Origin of the sequence: Aerococcus sp. HMSC062A02 (genome assembly GCF_001809535.1) — a bacterium.
Taxonomy (GTDB): Bacteria; Bacillota; Bacilli; order Lactobacillales; family Aerococcaceae; genus Aerococcus.
In genome coordinates, this window is sequence record NZ_KV797935.1 from 52,191 (window position 1) to 69,265 (window position 17,075).

Sequence of the window (17,075 nt, forward strand, 5' to 3'; positions counted from 1 at the left end):
GCTAAGCTGAATTAGCGGGTCCATTCGTTAGCGGGGCTGCTGGCATAGTGGGGGAGCAGGACTTTTTCACAGGCCAGGCTGATGAGAAGGGCGACGAGGGTAGGGACTAACCAGCCTAGGCCTTGACTGGATAGGGGCAAGTAATCCACTAGGGAACTGAGGACAGGCAGGCTGACGTTGAAAGTAGTCTGCAGCATGTCGACCAAGGGCAGAGCCACAGAGACCGTGGCAGCCACTAGATAGGAGAGGGAGCCAAAGTTGAAGACGTCCTGGCTGATGCCCATGAGGATAAGAACCAGGGCTACGGGGTAGATAACTGTTAGGACAGGAACAGAGAAGGCCAGTAAGTTATTTAAGCCGAAGTTGGCAACTAGGAAGGAGAAGCCGGTCCAGATAAAGACCCAGGCCCGGTAGGAGAGATTGTCCTTGAATAATTGCTTGAAGTACTCAGCACCGGAAGTGATGAGGCCTACGCAGGTTGTCAGGCAGGCCAGGGTGAAGATGCCGGCGAGGAAGACCAGGCCGAAGTTACCGAGAGAGGCTTGGACCGCTTGGGTTAAGATAAAGGCCCCATTATCGGCCCCAGCGAGTTTTTGCGAGGAGACCATACCGATGGCGGCTAGCATGGCGTAGACTAGGAAGAGGACCAGGCCAGCGAGGAGGCCGGACTTCATGGTATACTTGGCCACTTCATGCTTGTCTTGGACCCCGAAGCGACGGATAGCCATGGAGATGACGAAGCCGAAGTTTAAGGCGGCGACAGCGTCCATAGTGTTGTAGCCTTCGAGGAAACCTTGGACAACAGGACTTGCGGCATAGGCATCGACCGGTTCAGCGACGCCTTTAGGCATGAACATGACCCGGACAAACATGAGGGCAATCATCAGGAGCAGCATAGGGGTGAGATATTTACCCACGCGTTTGACCAATTGGTTGGGTTTGAGACAGAGCCAGAGTGCCAAGGCGAAGAAGACCAAGGTATAGAGCAGGCGTGCTAGGCCTAGGCTCATGGCTTCGGGGATATAGGGGGCGACTGCCATCTCGAAAGGAACGGATCCTGCCCGAGGGATTCCTAAGCCAGGCCCGATGGATAAATAAATAGCTGTGGTAAAGATGATGGAAAATTTAGGCCCGACGCGGTTAGCGAGCTGGGAGAGGCCCTCTGACTTACCGACGACAATGGTTCCTAAGACGGGAAAGATGACAGCTGTCACCGCAAAACTAACCAGGGCCAACCACGTTTGGCTCCCCGCTTGATTACCAAGCAATGGTGGGAAAATTAAGTTCCCAGCCCCAAAAAATAAACCAAACAGCATGATAGAAGTTTGTAGAAATTGACTTCGTGATAACTTGTTCATCATAATTCCTCCTTAATTTTCCAAAACTAACCAGCAACATTTCTGACTTTGAAAACCATAAAAAAACGCCCCTTGTCCTATAGACAAAGGGCGAAATAGTCCGCGGTACCACCTTTATTCTTACCGAAATAAGCGCTCAAGCATCCAACAATGCCGGGGGAGGATAACGCACACCACTGCGGCAAGACTTACTTCGCTTCAGCCTTGCAATCAAGAAAATGATTTTCGAACTTATGGCCGTTATAAGCTTCCACCTAACGCTTACTCTCTATAAACTTTCATAAGTCTACTCGTTTTTCTATGTTTTTTCTGGTCTTCAAAAGTTAAACCCATTGTAAGACGGATTCTCATAATTGTCAAATGTTTTTCTTAAATTTCTTAATGTTTTTTTTATTTCAAGGGCTATACAAGCTAAAAATGATGAAGGAATCTAATGAAAAACTAATCTACTTGCTGCATCCGACCAGTATCGACATCGTAAACGGCCCCGGAAATGATGATATCATCGGGGATCAGGGGCGAGGCTTTGAGCCGAGTGATGTCTTCGCGGACGCTGTCTTCCACATCGCTGAAGGGGAGGAAGTCCTGGCCCTTGACGTCGACGCCGAGGTCTCGCTCCAGTTGCTCAGCAAAGCCTTCATTGGTGAAGGTTTGGGCCCCGCAATCTGTATGGTGGATGACAATGATCTCTCGTGTGCCGAGTTGTTGCTGGGAGATAACCAGGGACCGGATCGTGTCATCAGTGACCCGCCCACCGGCATTCCGTAAGATATGGGCGTCACCTAGGGCGAGTCCTAGGGCCTGGGCCACGTGGAGACGAGAATCCATGCAGGTGACAATGGCCACCCGGGTTTTGGGAGGGAGGGGCAGGTGCGTATCTTCATGTAGGTCAGCATAGGCTTGGTTGGTTTTTAAGAATTTTTCAAAGTAAGACATGGTTTTCCTCCTGATCGCTGTGTCATTTAAGTTGGGATTATCTTATCACTTTTTAGGGGGCTTGTCGCTGATCAGTCACTGGCGCTGGCATCACGATGGGAGGGGAAGGGGGAAGGAATTGACGAAGTAAAGTTTGTAATGCTCTGAGAGAGATCTTAATAGGATTAGCCTTAGCAACATTCAAGTAAAATAGCGCCAGACATGAGGAAGCGTCTGGCGCTATTTTACTAGAGCGCTTTGTCTCTTTCATTGATGAGTTGGTAGTAGATACGGGATGTAAACCAATAATAGATTAAGTAACAGATAGAGAAGCCCACAATGACACCGACTACGCTCAAGACAATAGTCACTGTATGAACAGCTTGAATCATTCTCAAGAGATTATTGAAGACAAGTTTGGAGGCAGCTAGGGTGTGGAGGATGGCTACAGCAAGGGGCAGAATGAAGACCCAGAGGATTTGTGAGCGAATGGTACGCTTGATAAGCTGATCTTCTAGGCCAACACGCTTCATAATTTGGAAATTCTTACGATCGTCTAGTCCTTCAGAAATTTGCTTGTAGTAGAGCATGAGTCCGGTTCCTAGGATGAGGATAAGGCTTGTTACGATCCCTAAGAAGAGGAGGCCGCCGTTAATTTCAAAAAGACTATCTTGAATTTCTTGCCGGGATTCAAATTCGAGCCCTAAGTTCGCAAAGTCTTCAGCCTGCTTCGTCAAAGCTTCTCCATCACCTTCTCCGTTGAAGTAAACAGCATAGCGAATAGGAGCTGGTAGGAATTGTTTGGCTTGTGGATCAATGGCTGTTGGAAAAGCTTGACGGACAGCTTCGAAGCTCTCAGAGTCAGGGACAACAATGGAAATAGCTTCCACTCCAATATTATAGCCAAGGGTATGCTTAACTGGCCCTTGGATGTCATAGGACTTTGTATTTAAAACTACTTTATCTTTAATTTGGATATTGGGTCGATTGGCAGAGAGGAGAATTTCGTCAGATTTAAGTTCGATCTTTTCTCCTGTACGGCTACGATAGTCAGAGAGAGGCTCCACCAAAAGGTAGACGCCCACTTGATCATTCTGTGGCAGGCTGTTCGGTTCAATTGGACTTAAGCGCTGGTTCTCTAGGCTGGCAAAGCTAGAGAAGGACTGGTGATAGAAGTGCTCTGTCAATTCGAGGTCTTGGCCTGCTAACTGAAGGCCTTGGTTTAGAAGCTCGATCGCATCTTGGTCGCTATTGAGGTCAGGGCTTTGGGTCGAGATTCGGTAGTCTGTCTCTATGATTTGTTTGGGTTGGCTAAGCATGCTAGCAAAGAGGCTAGTCGTTAAACCAAGGACTAGGATGACACCGGTGCTTAGGACAGCGATGCTAGCTAGGCTAATGGCATTGGCTCGCATCCGGTAGAGCATACCAGATAAAGTTAAGAAATGGGTGGGTTGGTAGTAATAGTTGGGCCTGCGTTTAAGAGCGAGAAGAAGGCGGATGATCAAGGCTCTGAAGATGAGATAGGTACCTATAATAACAAGGATAACGGCAGCGAAGAGGAGGGGGATGGCATTGATGACTTGGACATTTTGGTTGGCTGTGAGATAACCTGCTATCACCATAGCCAATCCGACCAGGCCAAAAAGAAGGTTTCCTCGGGGCTCACGCTCGCCTGCCTTTTCTTGGTGGAGCCAGTGGATAGGATTATAGCGCCAGAGTTGGAAGCGGAGCTTAAGATAAAGGAAGACTTGAATGGCGAGATGGATGCCCACGATGATGGCTGCACTTATAGCAGAAAAAGAATAAGCCATAAGGGGGACACCGACTTGGCCCATAATTTTGTTGAGGGCAAGGAAGATTAGAGCGCCTAATAGTTGGCCTGCTAAGAGAGACAAAGCTGTAATGATAAGGAATTTGATCATTTGTTCATGAACGATAATCCGTCGAATATGTTTCTTCTCCAGACCAAGGATATTGTAGATACCGAGCTCTTGTTTACGCTGCTTTTGGTAGAAGTTATCGGCATAGATGACAAAGAGGATTGTGAAAAAGCCCCCAATAATGGCACCATTTCCCATGATAGTAGGTAAGATAGCGTGTCGCTCCCGGACATAATCATTAGAAATAAGCGAAAGTACAACATATTCAAGGGCGAACATTAGAGAAACAGAAAAAATATAAGGAAGATTTAAGCGGTGATAAGCCTTGAGGTTTCGGATGGCCAACCGCCAGGATAGACGTTGGTTCATTAGTATTGCTCCTTCCGATTTAAGAGAGCCAGGCTATTAGCTATCTGTTCTTGAAATTCAAGAGAGCTTGCTTGCCCGCGATATATCTCATGAAAGACAATCCCATCCCGAATAAAAAGAACGCGCTTAGCGGCTGAAGCTGCCCGAATAGAGTGGGTAACCATCAAGATGGTATTGCCTTCCTGGTTAATGCTTTGGAAGAGGCGCATCATTTGGTCCGCTGTTTTAGAGTCGAGGGCGCCTGTTGGTTCATCAGCGAGAACAAGGTCTGGATCGGTGATGATGGCACGAGCAATTGCAACACGTTGGCGCTGGCCCCCAGAGATCTCGTAAGGAAAGTGTTTAAGTAAGGACTCAATGCCCAGAAGCCTGGCTACGTTTTCAAGTTTTCGCTTCATGTCATCGACCTTACAACCTGAAAGGACTAGGGGAAGAAGAATGTTGTCTTGGTTGTTAAAGGTATTTAAGACGTTGAAGTCTTGGAAGACGAAGCCCAATTGTTCGCGACGGAACTTAGCAGTGTCTTGGCTAGAAATATCCGCTAACTTTTTCCCATTTAAGCTGACTTGGCCAGCACTAGGCTGGTCGAGGGTTGCAATGATATTGAGGAGCGTTGACTTACCTGAACCTGATTCACCCATAATGGCAATGAACTCGCCCGCTTCTACCGTGAAGTTAACATCTTTAAGGGCAATGACCTGGTTTGGCCCCTTGCCATAAATTTTTTGAATGTGCTGGACATTAAGTAACATATTATCAAGTCCTTTCCTGTTTTATAAGCTTTGGATTAATTTTATTTTAGCGCACAAAAAGCGGGCCAGCCTTTATCTAAACTTACAAAGGGGCCCGCTAAACTTACAGTTTTGTAAGATGGGAAGGGAAATGAATCGTGAATTGACTACCTGAGCCAGGCTCAGATTTGACAGTGATGGGTTGATTAAGCCGTCGACTGATCTTACCAACTAAGTAGAGGCCAAGACCACTGGATTGCTGGTTAAGCCGCCCATTAAAACCAGAGTAGCCCTTATCAAAGATCTTGGCAATATCACTCTCATGGATGCCAATACCAGTATCAGCAATCGTCAGACTTTTATCTGTTGCCTTATAGGAGATAGTGATGCTTTGGCCTTTAGCATATTTAAGGGCATTATTTAAAAGTTGGTCTACCATAACTTGGGTCCAATTGGCATCCGTGATAACTTGGTCATCAATCGCCTGGTAGTTAAGCTGGGTGTGGTTATGAATAAAGGACCAGCGATAGCGTCTGAGCAGTGGTTTTATGATATCGTCCAATTTGACTGGTGCAATGACGAGGTCGGTATCAGGATGGCTAAGTTTGAGATAAGCAAGCGCAGCCTGGGTATAGCCTTCAATCGCTAAACTTTGCTCTTTGAGATCGGCCTTACTGATGGGGGCCGAACTATCCGTCATAAGTTGGAGAGCGGACAAAGGCGTCTTCACTTGGTGGACCCAGTGGATGAAATAGTCATCGATATCCTTTTGTCTGGCGATGGTATCTGACTTGAGCTGGTAAAGTTCTTCTTTGGTCGAGATTAGCTCATCTTCTATCTTTTGTTTTCTCCTAAAAGACAGGAAAGTTAGGATGAAATAGAGTCCAGACAAGAAGAATAGCCAGGAGAGGGCGAGCCTGGAGACCGCAGGATTGATGTCGGCGAGGAAGAAGATGAGCATTAAGATTAAAAGTGAGCTGATGACCCAAAACAGCTCGAGGCGGATAGATTTAAAGAAGCTATTCATTGATTGCCCCTCCCTCTTCTTCACTATCTAAGAAAAGCGCATAACCTAAACCTTTCTTAGTGAGGATGAATTCGCGGAGATTAATGCGAGCTAATTTCTTCCGAAGTCTGGAAATATTGACCGCCAGGGTATTATCATCGATATAAGCTTCGTCTAGCCAGCAGGCATCCATTAGGGCTTCGCGACTGACTAGGGCACCTTGCGCTTTGAATAGGGTTTGTAGGATAAGAAGTTCCGTCTTGGTGAGATCAATGTCTTGATTTCCGTAAGTTAGCCGGCTTGTATCCAAGTGAAGTTTCACGTCATGATAGGTCAATTCATTAGCAGGTACTGAGAAATCATAGCTTCGACGTAAGAGAGCCTGGATCTTAGCAACGAGGACAGAGAGTTCAAGCGGTTTGCTGATGAAGTCATCACCGCCCATCTGCATGGCCATGACCATGTCCATGGCTTCAGTACGTGATGAGATAAAAATAATGGGAAGTTGAGATTGGCGACGGATTTCCTGGCACCAATAATAGCCATTATAGATGGGGAGATTCACATCGAGGAGGATAAGATGGGGATCGAAGGCGTCAACATGCTCAAGTATATGAGTGAAGTCTTGAACACAGGCTACATCATATTGCCACTTGCGTAAGTGGTCTTCAAGCAGTTGAGCAATCAAATGATCATCTTCAATAATTAAGATACGCATAGGAAGTCTCCTTTACGTGGGATTAGAGTATTTTGAAGCAAAATTTTCTCATTCACTAACAGAACTAGTCATCTATAGCAGGAATGAGCTTAGCTTATTTGATGAGCTAAAAAGTCAGTTTGGCTCTTTCAATCAGCTGGGAATAATTTATCCTTATCTTATCATTGCTTAATGACCTTTGTCACACTTTAACTTGAAGCTTGCTAGACGATAGATTCTGGCTCTTTACGATCAAATTTAAAAGGTAATGAATGCTCACCGACACAATTTGATTAGGGACATAGAAAATTTGTTATAATAGCTAAGTAAAAAATAAATGATGGGAGCGTGTAAAGTGACCGATTCAAAAAATTCGCTAGCCTTTAAGCTAATCGGGATTCTAGCCCTGGCTATCTGCTTACTGGTGGCCTTTCGGACAGGGCAAGACAAATTAGGCTACCATGTGGATGAATATTATTCCTATGGCTTGGCCAATTCCTACTATAAGCCCTTTCCGGATGATTATAACCAGTGGCTGAGCCCAGATTATTATGCGGACTATCTCACCACTTCGGAAGAGGATCGCTTTAGCTACGGGTCGGTTTATTATAAGCAGACCCAGGATGTCCACCCGCCTTTTTATTATATGGTCCTCCATACGGTGTCTTCTTTCTTCCCAGGAAGCTTCTCTAAGTGGCTCGGTTTGGGACTCAACTTGGTCGTCTATGCCTTAATTTTGCTCGTGCTCTATTTCTTTTTGCGCGAGCTCTTGGCGAATCGCTGGCTGGCCCTAGCCTTTGCGACTTTCTACGGGCTGAGTCTGGGTGGGTTGAGCTCCTTTGTCTATATCCGCATGTATCTCTTGCTGGCCCTGATCCAAGTTGTCTTCGCCTATGTCGCTTACAAGTATCTGAAAACACCTAGTCGGAAGTTCCTGCTCGCGGCTATGGCGACCACCCTCCTCGGAGGCCTAACCCAGTATTATTACTATATCTTTGCGGGAATCCTGACTGCAGTCCTCTTTGTTCTCCTCTGCTTACAAAAAGAAGTCAAGGCGGCGAGTCGATTTGCCCTAGGACAAGCCCTGAGTGTGCTGGCTTGCATCGCCATCTTCCCAAGTACTATCGACCACCTCCTCAATAGCGGTCGGGGGAATGAAGTGGTGGGCAACTTGTTTGGAACCCAACAAGTCGATCAGTTGAGGGCCTTCTATGACTTAATCATGGACCAGCTCTTCGCCGGTTACGGCAAAGCTCTCTTAGCTTTCGCTATCCTGGCTTTCCTTGTCTTATGCTGGCAGCGAAAAGCCCTGGACAGCTTTCTTCTGCTCGCTCTGCCTACCGTCTTAGGGGTGGCCTTGATTGCCTTGGTTTCCCCTTATCCTTCAGCCCGCTATATCTTCGCCTTTTATCCCCTAATCATTGCCTGTGCAGGCCTTCTCTACCAGCAAGTTTTGGCGCCAATCCCAGATTTTGATTGGGCTAAGCTGGCCTTGCTTGTCTGCTTCTTAGGAGGCTTGACCTATATGGGACACCGGGAATATGAAGTAGATTATTTATATCCCGAATCTGCTGACTTTATGCACATCGTGAAAGCGAATAATCAGTCACCAGTCATTGTCATTCCTCAGGCTAGTGAACCCCAACGCATTGTTTGGCATACGGAGGAGCTTATCCAATTCCCAGCCATCTATCCGATCGAGGCGCGCCAGGGAGATTATAGGGAGAAGATCCAGCAGATGACTCATGGCCCGGTTGAGGATGAAGTAACGTTATTGATCCACCGCGATGTCCTTAACCAACATCCCGAAGTTCTTAAGGCTCTCTATGACAAGTTCGGTTTCAGTGAGAATACTTGGCTGGGGCGGAACCGCCACTTTGAACTCTACCGATTGCACTAACTAATCAGAAAAAGGAGCGGACGGATGGCAGGAATTGCGATTTTCATGGCCTTATTTATGGCCGTCTGTGGCCTTATGATCTGCTGGCAGGCCTGGCGAATTGCCTATAAGGAGCGCTTGGACTTGCTCAATGGCTACCAACCGGTCCGTCTGACCGGCAAAGATCGGACAAACTTTGCCCGGGGGATGGGCCAGGGACTGGGGCTCATCGGACTTGCGGTCGCCTTAACCGGCCTGGGCCTTCTCCTGATCCAATCCTTGTGGTCCTGGTTGGTCTTTGGCCTGGGCTTTGTCCTGGGCCTGGGGCGGATTATCTGGACCAACCAGCGTTACCATGGATTGTTTTAGGTTTTCTTTTGGATATATTTTTATTTTGTTAGTTGATTAATGATTAAATATGAAGTTTTAGCTATTCAAAAATGAGCAGTAGTGGAACTTTGAAGTTGGTCGTTAGCCACGTATAAGCAAGCAAAGCGAATTACGGATCGTTGGCGCAAGCCATACGAACCGTTTGAGACTTGCTAGGTGAGAAGAAGGTAGCAACGCTGCTGGCGCAGCCTTGAACTTCATCTCTAAGTCGCTTCGCTCCAAGAGCTGAAGCTGCCCGAACCGGTGCTGCTTTAGCCGTTGACGCTTCAGCGACTTACGGATAAAGTACAAAACGGCGAAAGCCGTTCTTGAACCACCATAATTCAACGACCAAATTCAAAAGTGGAACGGATGCTCAACAGTACAAATTAACATATTATATTTGATTATAAAAGCCTTTCGACTGGCACTTAGCTGGCTAGTCGAAAGGCTTTTTTCTATGCATTTTGCTGGCTTCGAGGGAATATGATACGGGCTTGGAAGCCTTGGGGGGAGAGGGCTTGGACTTGGAAATCGCCATGGTGGTTGTCCATAATCTGGCGGACGATGCGCAGGCCGAGTCCGTGCTGGCCCTGGAAGGCTTCTTGGTCCTTGTTTTTCTTAGCAAGCGCGGCTTGGAGGGCCTGGATTTCTGCTGGGGACAGGCCTTGGCCGTTGTCGGAGACGCTAATACTTATCTCATCGTTAAGGTCTTGGAAGGCAACTTGAATCCGGCAGCCCTGAGGATTGTGGCGGATGGCGTTGCTGATGAGGTTGCTTAAAGCCCTCTGGACGAGGTTCTTGTCGGCTACAAGCAGGCTGGGCTTTCCTGAGCCTTGGTAGGAGAAGTCGATGGTGTAGCGGTCTTCGTCTAAGCTATTGAGGAAGTCGGCGACGACTTGCCGGCAGAGGGCAAGTAAGTTGACTTCTTCTAGCTTGAGGGGCTGCATCTGGTAGTCCAGGCGCGAGGAGAGGTTGAGGTCCTCCACTAGGTCTTTGATTTTTTGGCCTTGGATAAAGATAGCTGTGATCTTCTTTTGGTCGCTAGGCTCTAAGTGTGGATTACTTAAGACTTGGTCGGCATAGCCTATGACCATGCTCAAGGGGGTGCGGATGTCGTGGGAGATACTTGAGATCCACTGGCTCCGAGCTTGGTCCTTGTTCTTAAGTTCAGCTCGCTGAGATTGAAGGAGGCTGGAGGCTTGGTTAATTTTTTGAGCGATTGGGGTGAAGGGGCCAGCTAGTTTGAGGTCCAGCCTCTGTTGGCTAGGCAGGGCTTGGATGGCTTCAGCTAGGGGGCCGAGTGCGCGCAGTAGGCGACGGTTAGTGAAGAAATAGATGGCCAGCAGGAGGGCGAAGTCGATAGCCAGGACCAGGAAGATAAATTTAGGCGCTTGGGCAATAAACTTATAGGGCCAGCTGGGGTGCTGGAGCTTCCAGTAGCTCTGCTTGGGGTAGGCCACAACCAGGAGGCCCTGGTCAGATGTGCCAGTAAAGGTGGGATAGTCAGCCAGGTAACCGCTGTTGAAGGAGGCCAATTCCGCTGTTGTCACTTGCCCGCCTAGGTCGATAGGGGTGTTGGCTGACTGCCAGAGAATCTTAGGGGAATCCTTGGCCAAGAAGAAGGCCCAGGCCCCTTCTTCCTTGAGCCGCCGGGCACCGCTGGGACTGATTTGGTAGCGGCCTTGGTCTGCCTTGATTTCTTGGGCGACCTGGTCAGCCAGCTGCCAGGGGGAACCGTCTTTTTGGTAGGGGCTGGCCAGGAAGGCGAAGACGAGGAGGTTGACGATGAGGAGTAGAGCTGCACTGCTGACTATAATACGGATATAGCGGCTGAGGGCCTTGTGCCATGCTTCCATTAGGACTGTCCTTTCGTGAGCAACTTGTAGCCTAGGCCCTTAGCGGTGACCAGGCATTGGGGATGGGAGGGGTCTGCTTCAATCTTCTTACGGACCCGGCGGACATGGGTCATCAGGGCTTCTTCATAGCCAAAAGGATTGTCCCCCCAGATGGCTAGGCAGAGATTATCGATGGTGACAATCTTTCCCTCATTGCGGTAGAGCATGCGCAAGAGGGCCACTTCCTTGGCGGTCAGGCGGACTCTTTCCTCGCCCCGGATGACTTCAGCTGCTTCGAGGTCAACCTGGCAGTCCAGGAGGTCAAAGCGGCTTTCAGCCTTGGGATAGGCTCGCCTGAGGATGGCGGTAATCTTATAGAGGAGTTCCTTGGCCAGGAAGGGCTTGACCACATAATCATCCGCACCCAGGTCATAGCCCCGCAAGCGGTCCTCCGCTTCACCCCGGGCAGAGAGGAAGAGGATGGGGTAGTTCTGGCCCTGGCGCAGGCGCTGCATGAGGTCAAAGCCATTCATATCGGGCAACATGATGTCCAAGATGGCGAGGTCGGGTGGCGTTTTCTTTACTAGGTCCAGGGCTTCCTCAGCCGATTGGGCGGTATAGATTTCCTGGTAGCCCCCTTGCCTCAGAAAGTCTGCGGTCATCTCCAATAAGTCCCTCTCATCATCGACTAAAAGGATCTTTTTTTCTTTTAAATAATGGCTAGTCATCGGCACTTCCTCCTTAAGGCTATTATAGGCAGGAAAAAAAGGGGAAGCAATGCTTCTTGGAAAATGTCAGGGAAATGTCAGTTTGGGGCCAGGATGCTGTCAGCTTGTCTTGTTATGCTAGAGACAAGTCAGGAAGAAAGGATGATCACAATGACTGACTATATCATCGAAAGTCATAAGTTAAGTAAAGTTTATAAGGATTTTATCGCTGTCGACGAAGTCTCTCTCCATGTGAGACGGGCTTCGATCTATGGCTTGCTGGGGCCGAATGGGGCAGGCAAGTCTACCGCGATGAAGATGCTCTTGGGACTGACGGCCCCATCTTCTGGCACTTGCCAGATTGACGGACTGAGCTTCCCTGAGGACCGTCAAGCTATCCTGCGCAAGGTCGGGGCCTTGATTGAGGCGCCATCCTACTATGCTAACCTCAGTGGGCGGGAGAACTTGGATTTGATTCGGCGCATCTTGGACCTGGGTCCAGAAGCTGTGGACCAAGCCTTGGACCAGGTGGACTTATTGCCCTATGCTGACCGGCTTGTCCGCCACTATTCGCTAGGGATGAAGCAGCGTTTAGGGATTGCCTCGGCCTTGATTGGACAACCCCCGCTCTTAATCCTGGATGAACCCACCAATGGCCTCGATCCGGCGGGCATCCATGAGATCCGCCAACTCATCCTCTCTCTGCCGCAACGCTATGGCTGTACGGTCTTGATCTCTTCCCATCTTTTGTCAGAGATGGAGCAGCTGGTAGACGACCTCTGCATCATGAACCGGGGCCACCAGCTCTACGAAGGCTCACTGGCTGACTTGAAAGCCCAAGCAGGTGGCCAGGAGTCATTAGAAGACCTCTTCTTAAATCTCATCATGGCGGATAATCATGGACAAGGAGGGAGCTCTCATGTTAAAAGCCTTGCTGATTGAGGGGAAGAAGCTGAAGCGGACCGGGATTGTACCGGGGCTACTGTTGACTGGCCTCCTGGGAGCAGCCCTGCTTGCTCTGACATATGTCTTGCGGCGTGACCAGCTCTTGAACTTGCCCGGTGACCCCATCCAAGTCCTCCTGGTCCAACTTTATGGGATACTGACCTTGCTGAACATGCTGGCGCTCATCCTCTCCACAGTTCTTAGCTATGATTTGGAGCGTCGCGGTCAGGCGATCAAGCACCTCTACTTCTTGCCCTATTCTCTGGCTCGGATGTACCTGGCCAAGTTATGCCTCTTAACCCTTCTCTACGGGTTTAGCCTTCTCATCGAATTTGCCGCCTTGGCGAGCTTGATGGCAGGGCAAGTAGGCTTCACGGCTGATCGGCTGGCCTTAGTTGGCTCAGCATTTGGCCTGGCCTTTCTCTCGTCCTTGCCGGTCCTGACAGGGATGGTTCTTGTAGCCTCTCGCTGTCAGAACCTGTGGACCTCGCTGGGGGTTGGCTTAGTTGGCCTCCTCACTGGACTCGCCCTTGCCAACTTCAACCAGCCAGTGGTTCTTATCCATCCCTTTGTCTTGATGTTCCAGCCTTCTGCCAGGATGACCTTCACTTTGTCAGAGGGGATGGTCGGCTTGGCGGTCTTATCGGCCCTGTTTTACATTATCTGGGGCGTCTATCTTGCCCACAGCCGCCATTATGAATAAGAAAGGAGTCTATCCATATGTTAACGGTCCTAAAAGTTGAAAGCCTTAAGCTGCGCCGCACCCATATCTTACCCCTGATATTGATTGCCCCCTTACTGATTATCCTAAGCGGTGTGCATTCGATTTCGGCTTATTTTACCCCGGAATATAAGGGGGCCTGGGGCGCTATGTTTATCCAATCCTGCCTCTTGTATGCCTACTACCTCCTGCCCTTCACCATGATTGTTGTTGCTTTAATGCTCAAGCGCTTGGAAACGAAGGATCGTGCCTTAGTCAAGCTGCTCAGTCTGCCGGTGAAAATAGGCCAAGTGAACCTGGCTAAATTTATCGTTCTGGTCGCTTTCTTAGGACTAGAAATCCTCTTCTTCCTCTTTGTTTTTATACTGGCGGGCCTTCTAGCCACACACTGGGCAGAGATTGACCAGGCGGTGCCCTTAGCCTACTTGGCCAGCAAGTGTCTGGGGATCTTTCTCACTATGTTGCCCTGCCTGGCCTGTATTTGGCTGTTTACTATTGTGATTAGCCAGCCCTTCTTATCCCTGGCTCTGAATTTATTCCTGGTTATTCCCAGTATTCTATTTGCCAACACCAGCTTGTGGATGCTTTACCCTTATTGCTACAGTGGCTATTATGTCAGCTGTGCCATGGCTGACTTCCAGAATGGCCTTGAAGCGACCTCTTTTAACGGCTTAGTCGCCCTAGTTTTCGGCAGTCTCTTCTTAGGCCTGGCCCTACTTTTGTCTAGCCGATACTTTGCCCACCGCGAACGCCACTAAGGTCAGCTTGGTCGAAAGGAGTAGGCGCCTGACTTGGAAAATGGTAAACTGGAGGCAAAGGAGGTTTTTTGTATGAAGACAAGTGCTGAATGGGCCAAAGCCCTGAACTTAGAGCCCCATGTGGAAGGGGGCTATTACCGGCAAGTGGTCAAGAGCTCAGAACGGGTGCGGGAGGGTGAGCGTGCCCTCTATACGAGTATTTATTTCGTGCTGGAAGCGGATAATCCCTCCCACTTCCATCGCCTGACTTGCGACGAGATTTGGTACTACCATGCCGGCCAGCCGCTGACCGTGCATATGATCCACCCTGATGGCCGCTATGAGACGGTGGACCTGGGTTTGGATCCGGAACAGGGCCAACACCTATCCTATGTGGTGCCCCAGAGAACCATCTTCGGCTCTACAGTAGAGGAAGGCTATGCCCTGGTCAGCTGCCTCTGTGCACCGGGATTTGAGTATGATGATTTTGAACTCTTTAGCCGCCAGGACTTGCTAGATCAGTACCCAGACCATGCGGCGATTATTGAGCGCTTAACGCGGGAAGATGAGGCCTAAGTATGGCCAGACACTTTCAAATCCGTGAAGTGACTAAGCGTGAAGACTATCTAGCGGACCTGCTGGGAATCTGGGAGGCGTCGATCCGAGCCAGCCATGATTTTCTTTCGGAAGAGGCTATCCAGGCCATTAAAGCAGAGGTCCCTGGGGCTTTGATGGGGGTAGCCCAGCTCGTCTTGGCCTGGTCAGCGGCGGGTGAACTTGTTGGCTTTATGGGGATCGATGGGGAGAACTTGGAGATGCTTTTTCTCCATCCGAATGCTTGGGGGCTGGGACTCGGCAGGGCCTTGCTTGAAGAAGGTTTGACTGCTTATGGGCTTCGCCAGCTCACCGTTAATGAGCAGAATCCCCAAGCGGTGGCCTTCTACCAGCATATGGGCTTTCGCTGTTACCGGCGAACCGAGCAGGATGAGGTGGGCAGGCCTTATCCCTTGCTTTATATGCGCTATGTTGGTTAAAGATGGTGTAAGAATTAGGATGGAGGACTGATGATGAGAAAAGGATGGATCAGATTAGGGGGCTTGGTCTTGGCTTGCCAGTTGGCTTTGGCTGCTTGTGGCCAGGAAGTAGCTAGCCCCAAGCAAAGCTCAGGCCAGGAACAAAGCCAGGCGACAGACCAGCTGACACGAGCAAATGAAGAGTCCAGTCAGGCGGACCCTTCAAGCCCTGACCCGACCAAGGAATCCCTTGGGGCTGCTTCTGAGACGAAAGATAAGGACCGGTCAAGCTATATTCAAGGCCTCCGCCAAGCCAATGCACGTTGGTCAAAGCGTTTGGACCAAGCACTGGCTTCGGGCTTGCCCACCGCCCAAAGTGTTCAAGCCGCCGATCGTGATCCCGGTGATGTTCATCCGGCTATAGCAGCCCTCTACCAGAAACTGGACCAAGAGCTGGCTAAGGAAGACCATCAGGAGAACTACCGAGAACTGTACTCGGATACTTTTGTCTTGGAGAAAATGCTGCTGTCGGAACTTGATGCAGGGGACCAAGAGGCTTTAGACCAGCTTAGGGAATGGCTGACGGGCTTGGTTTATGAAGATTACCAGAATCGTTTGGATGCTAAATGGCGGATGAGCCAGTATGTCTTGGATCACTTGGACTTTTCTAAGCAGATGGCGGATGTGGCAGCCTTGACTGATGAAAGCTTCGATGAAGTCAACCGCTTGGCTGTCCATACAGGAGTGGCCATGGAAGCCTATATCACCCTCATTAATTATCCCAATTTCAAGGATGAGATTCCCTTCCAGGCAGACCTCTATGCTCATATTGTCTGGCCTTATTCAACGGATATTGGGTCCACTCGAGTCCAGGCCCAAGATCCAACGACGGGTGACATCTGGTTTGGTGTGCCACTTACAGGGGATGTGGCCCCTACGCCAGCGGTCGACTATGAAGAACGCTATGGCGTGGCCATCACCAACCACTATCCAGAAGGGCCGACTAAAACACCGACTGCTACAACTGGGATAGGCGATAAAAGCCAGCGCCTAAGGAACTTTATGCTGATTTGGGGGCAGAAAATGGGACAAGCCTACCAAGCCTACAGCCCCGACCAGCCGGCTGATTTCTACGGGGCCAAGCTGCCCCAGGAAGACTTCACGATCACCTTGGACGGCAAGACCCGCCAAGTCCAAGCGGGGGAAGAAGCCGGAGATTTGCGCTTGCTGGCAGCCTATAGCGATATTGAAGACAAGACCAATCCCAAGCCCGACCGCCACTTCTACCTCTTCGTGGAAGACAAGGGCCAGCCCCGGATCCTAGTCGCAGAGGACGGTCCAGATGCCAAGGACCAGGTCCACTTCAAAGACACCGCCAACCAGGAACTCCGCCAAGGCTTCTTGGAGATATATGGCGACTAGGTCAATAGTCAGTGGACTTTATTCAAAGCCTGTGAGAAAGGGCATTGCCGCAAAAAATACCCTTAGCAAGGTCCTATTAAGTTAAATAAGAACAATAAAAGAAGAGACTGGACATTGCCTTCCAGCCTCTTCTTTTTCTTGGTGATTTTTATTTTGAATAATGATCATTTGGTTCAACAGCGCAACGTATGCTCACTAGCACGATTAAATTGTTGAGTATACAAAAAACCGAGCGACTCAAAGAATCGCTCGGCCTTATAAATCGAGATGACAGGAATTGAACCTGCGACCCCTAGCACCCCATGCTAGTGCGCTACCAGACTGCGCTACATCTCGATAACTATCTGATAGAAGCTATTATAGCACAGATGATAAAAATATGCTAGGGAAGTTAGGAAAAAAGCGCCACTGCAAAACTAGGGGCGCTTTTCTCGTGCCTCAGTAGAGTGCATAAGAGCAGACTTGGAGTGATTTCAGCTCATCGAAAA

16 protein-coding genes, 1 tRNA gene and 1 other annotated feature are annotated in these 17,075 nt (G+C 49.4%); of the genes, 8 read left to right on the plus strand and 9 right to left on the minus strand.

Annotated features, from left to right (window positions below):
* Positions 1–11: 11 nt before the first annotated feature.
* The 6 genes from brnQ to HMPREF2626_RS06545 form a co-directional block, all read right to left on the minus strand.
* Entirely contained in the window at positions 12–1,361 is a 1,350-nt protein-coding gene (gene brnQ / locus HMPREF2626_RS06520; RefSeq protein ID WP_246818936.1) for a branched-chain amino acid transport system II carrier protein, read from the minus strand.
* An 80-nt stretch (positions 1,362–1,441) separates the two neighbouring features.
* Positions 1,442–1,669: a binding site (T-box leader), on the minus strand.
* 130 nt (positions 1,670–1,799) lie between these two features.
* Positions 1,800–2,294 carry a beta-class carbonic anhydrase gene (locus HMPREF2626_RS06525; protein WP_070619051.1) on the minus strand — a complete coding sequence of 165 codons (495 nt, stop codon included), beginning with the start codon at positions 2,292–2,294 and terminating at the stop codon, positions 1,800–1,802.
* 227 nt (positions 2,295–2,521) lie between these two features.
* Positions 2,522–4,522, minus strand: coding sequence for an FtsX-like permease family protein (locus HMPREF2626_RS06530; protein WP_070619053.1), 2,001 nt, complete (start codon positions 4,520–4,522; stop codon positions 2,522–2,524).
* Positions 4,522–5,274: an ABC transporter ATP-binding protein gene (locus tag HMPREF2626_RS06535; RefSeq protein WP_070619056.1), complete on the minus strand. Its 753-nt coding sequence runs from the start codon at positions 5,272–5,274 to the stop codon at positions 4,522–4,524. The genes HMPREF2626_RS06530 and HMPREF2626_RS06535 overlap by 1 nt, the downstream gene beginning before the upstream one ends.
* 103 nt (positions 5,275–5,377) lie before the next feature.
* On the minus strand, positions 5,378–6,280 hold the full coding sequence (locus HMPREF2626_RS06540; RefSeq protein WP_070619059.1) for a sensor histidine kinase: 903 nt from the start codon (positions 6,278–6,280) through the stop codon (positions 5,378–5,380).
* Complete coding sequence (locus HMPREF2626_RS06545; RefSeq protein ID WP_070619061.1) at positions 6,273–6,977, minus strand: response regulator transcription factor; 705 nt, start codon at positions 6,975–6,977, stop codon at positions 6,273–6,275. The genes HMPREF2626_RS06540 and HMPREF2626_RS06545 overlap by 8 nt, the downstream gene beginning before the upstream one ends.
* 334 nt (positions 6,978–7,311) lie before the next feature.
* Between HMPREF2626_RS06545 and HMPREF2626_RS06550 the strand changes: the two genes are divergently transcribed.
* Positions 7,312–8,856 carry a glycosyltransferase family protein gene (locus HMPREF2626_RS06550; RefSeq protein ID WP_070619065.1) on the plus strand — a complete coding sequence of 515 codons (1,545 nt, stop codon included), beginning with the start codon at positions 7,312–7,314 and terminating at the stop codon, positions 8,854–8,856.
* Between the two features lie 24 nt (positions 8,857–8,880).
* Complete coding sequence (locus HMPREF2626_RS06555; RefSeq protein WP_070619068.1) at positions 8,881–9,204, plus strand: hypothetical protein; 324 nt, start codon at positions 8,881–8,883, stop codon at positions 9,202–9,204.
* Positions 9,205–9,662: 458 nt separating this feature from the next.
* Here the strand turns inward: HMPREF2626_RS06555 and HMPREF2626_RS06560 are convergent, their stop codons facing one another.
* A complete protein-coding gene (locus tag HMPREF2626_RS06560) occupies positions 9,663–11,063 on the minus strand; it encodes a sensor histidine kinase (protein ID WP_070619071.1) in 1,401 nt (466 codons plus the stop codon).
* Entirely contained in the window at positions 11,063–11,770 is a 708-nt protein-coding gene (locus tag HMPREF2626_RS06565; protein ID WP_070619074.1) for a response regulator transcription factor, read from the minus strand. The genes HMPREF2626_RS06560 and HMPREF2626_RS06565 overlap by 1 nt, the downstream gene beginning before the upstream one ends.
* Positions 11,771–11,911: 141 nt before the next feature.
* Between HMPREF2626_RS06565 and HMPREF2626_RS06570 the strand changes: the two genes are divergently transcribed.
* From HMPREF2626_RS06570 to HMPREF2626_RS06595, 6 genes are all read left to right on the plus strand, one after another.
* Positions 11,912–12,691, plus strand: a complete 780-nt coding sequence (locus tag HMPREF2626_RS06570; RefSeq protein ID WP_246818937.1) for an ABC transporter ATP-binding protein — start codon at positions 11,912–11,914, stop codon at positions 12,689–12,691.
* Positions 12,669–13,397 carry an ABC transporter permease gene (locus HMPREF2626_RS06575; RefSeq protein WP_070619078.1) on the plus strand — a complete coding sequence of 243 codons (729 nt, stop codon included), beginning with the start codon at positions 12,669–12,671 and terminating at the stop codon, positions 13,395–13,397. The genes HMPREF2626_RS06570 and HMPREF2626_RS06575 overlap by 23 nt, the downstream gene beginning before the upstream one ends.
* Before the next feature lie 17 nt (positions 13,398–13,414).
* The gene (locus HMPREF2626_RS06580) at positions 13,415–14,173 is read left to right on the plus strand and encodes an ABC transporter permease (protein ID WP_070619081.1); all 759 of its coding nucleotides are present in this window, start codon (positions 13,415–13,417) and stop codon (positions 14,171–14,173) included.
* Positions 14,174–14,245: 72 nt separating this feature from the next.
* Entirely contained in the window at positions 14,246–14,728 is a 483-nt protein-coding gene (locus tag HMPREF2626_RS06585; RefSeq protein ID WP_070619083.1) for a cupin domain-containing protein, read from the plus strand.
* A 2-nt stretch (positions 14,729–14,730) separates the two neighbouring features.
* Positions 14,731–15,186, plus strand: coding sequence for a GNAT family N-acetyltransferase (locus HMPREF2626_RS06590; protein ID WP_070619086.1), 456 nt, complete (start codon positions 14,731–14,733; stop codon positions 15,184–15,186).
* A 30-nt stretch (positions 15,187–15,216) separates the two neighbouring features.
* The gene (locus tag HMPREF2626_RS06595; protein ID WP_083294382.1) at positions 15,217–16,587 is read left to right on the plus strand and encodes a DUF4767 domain-containing protein; all 1,371 of its coding nucleotides are present in this window, start codon (positions 15,217–15,219) and stop codon (positions 16,585–16,587) included.
* Between the two features lie 262 nt (positions 16,588–16,849).
* Here HMPREF2626_RS06595 and HMPREF2626_RS06600 read toward each other — a convergent pair.
* Positions 16,850–16,923 (minus strand) — tRNA-Pro (locus HMPREF2626_RS06600).
* Positions 16,924–17,075: the final 152 nt, after the last annotated feature.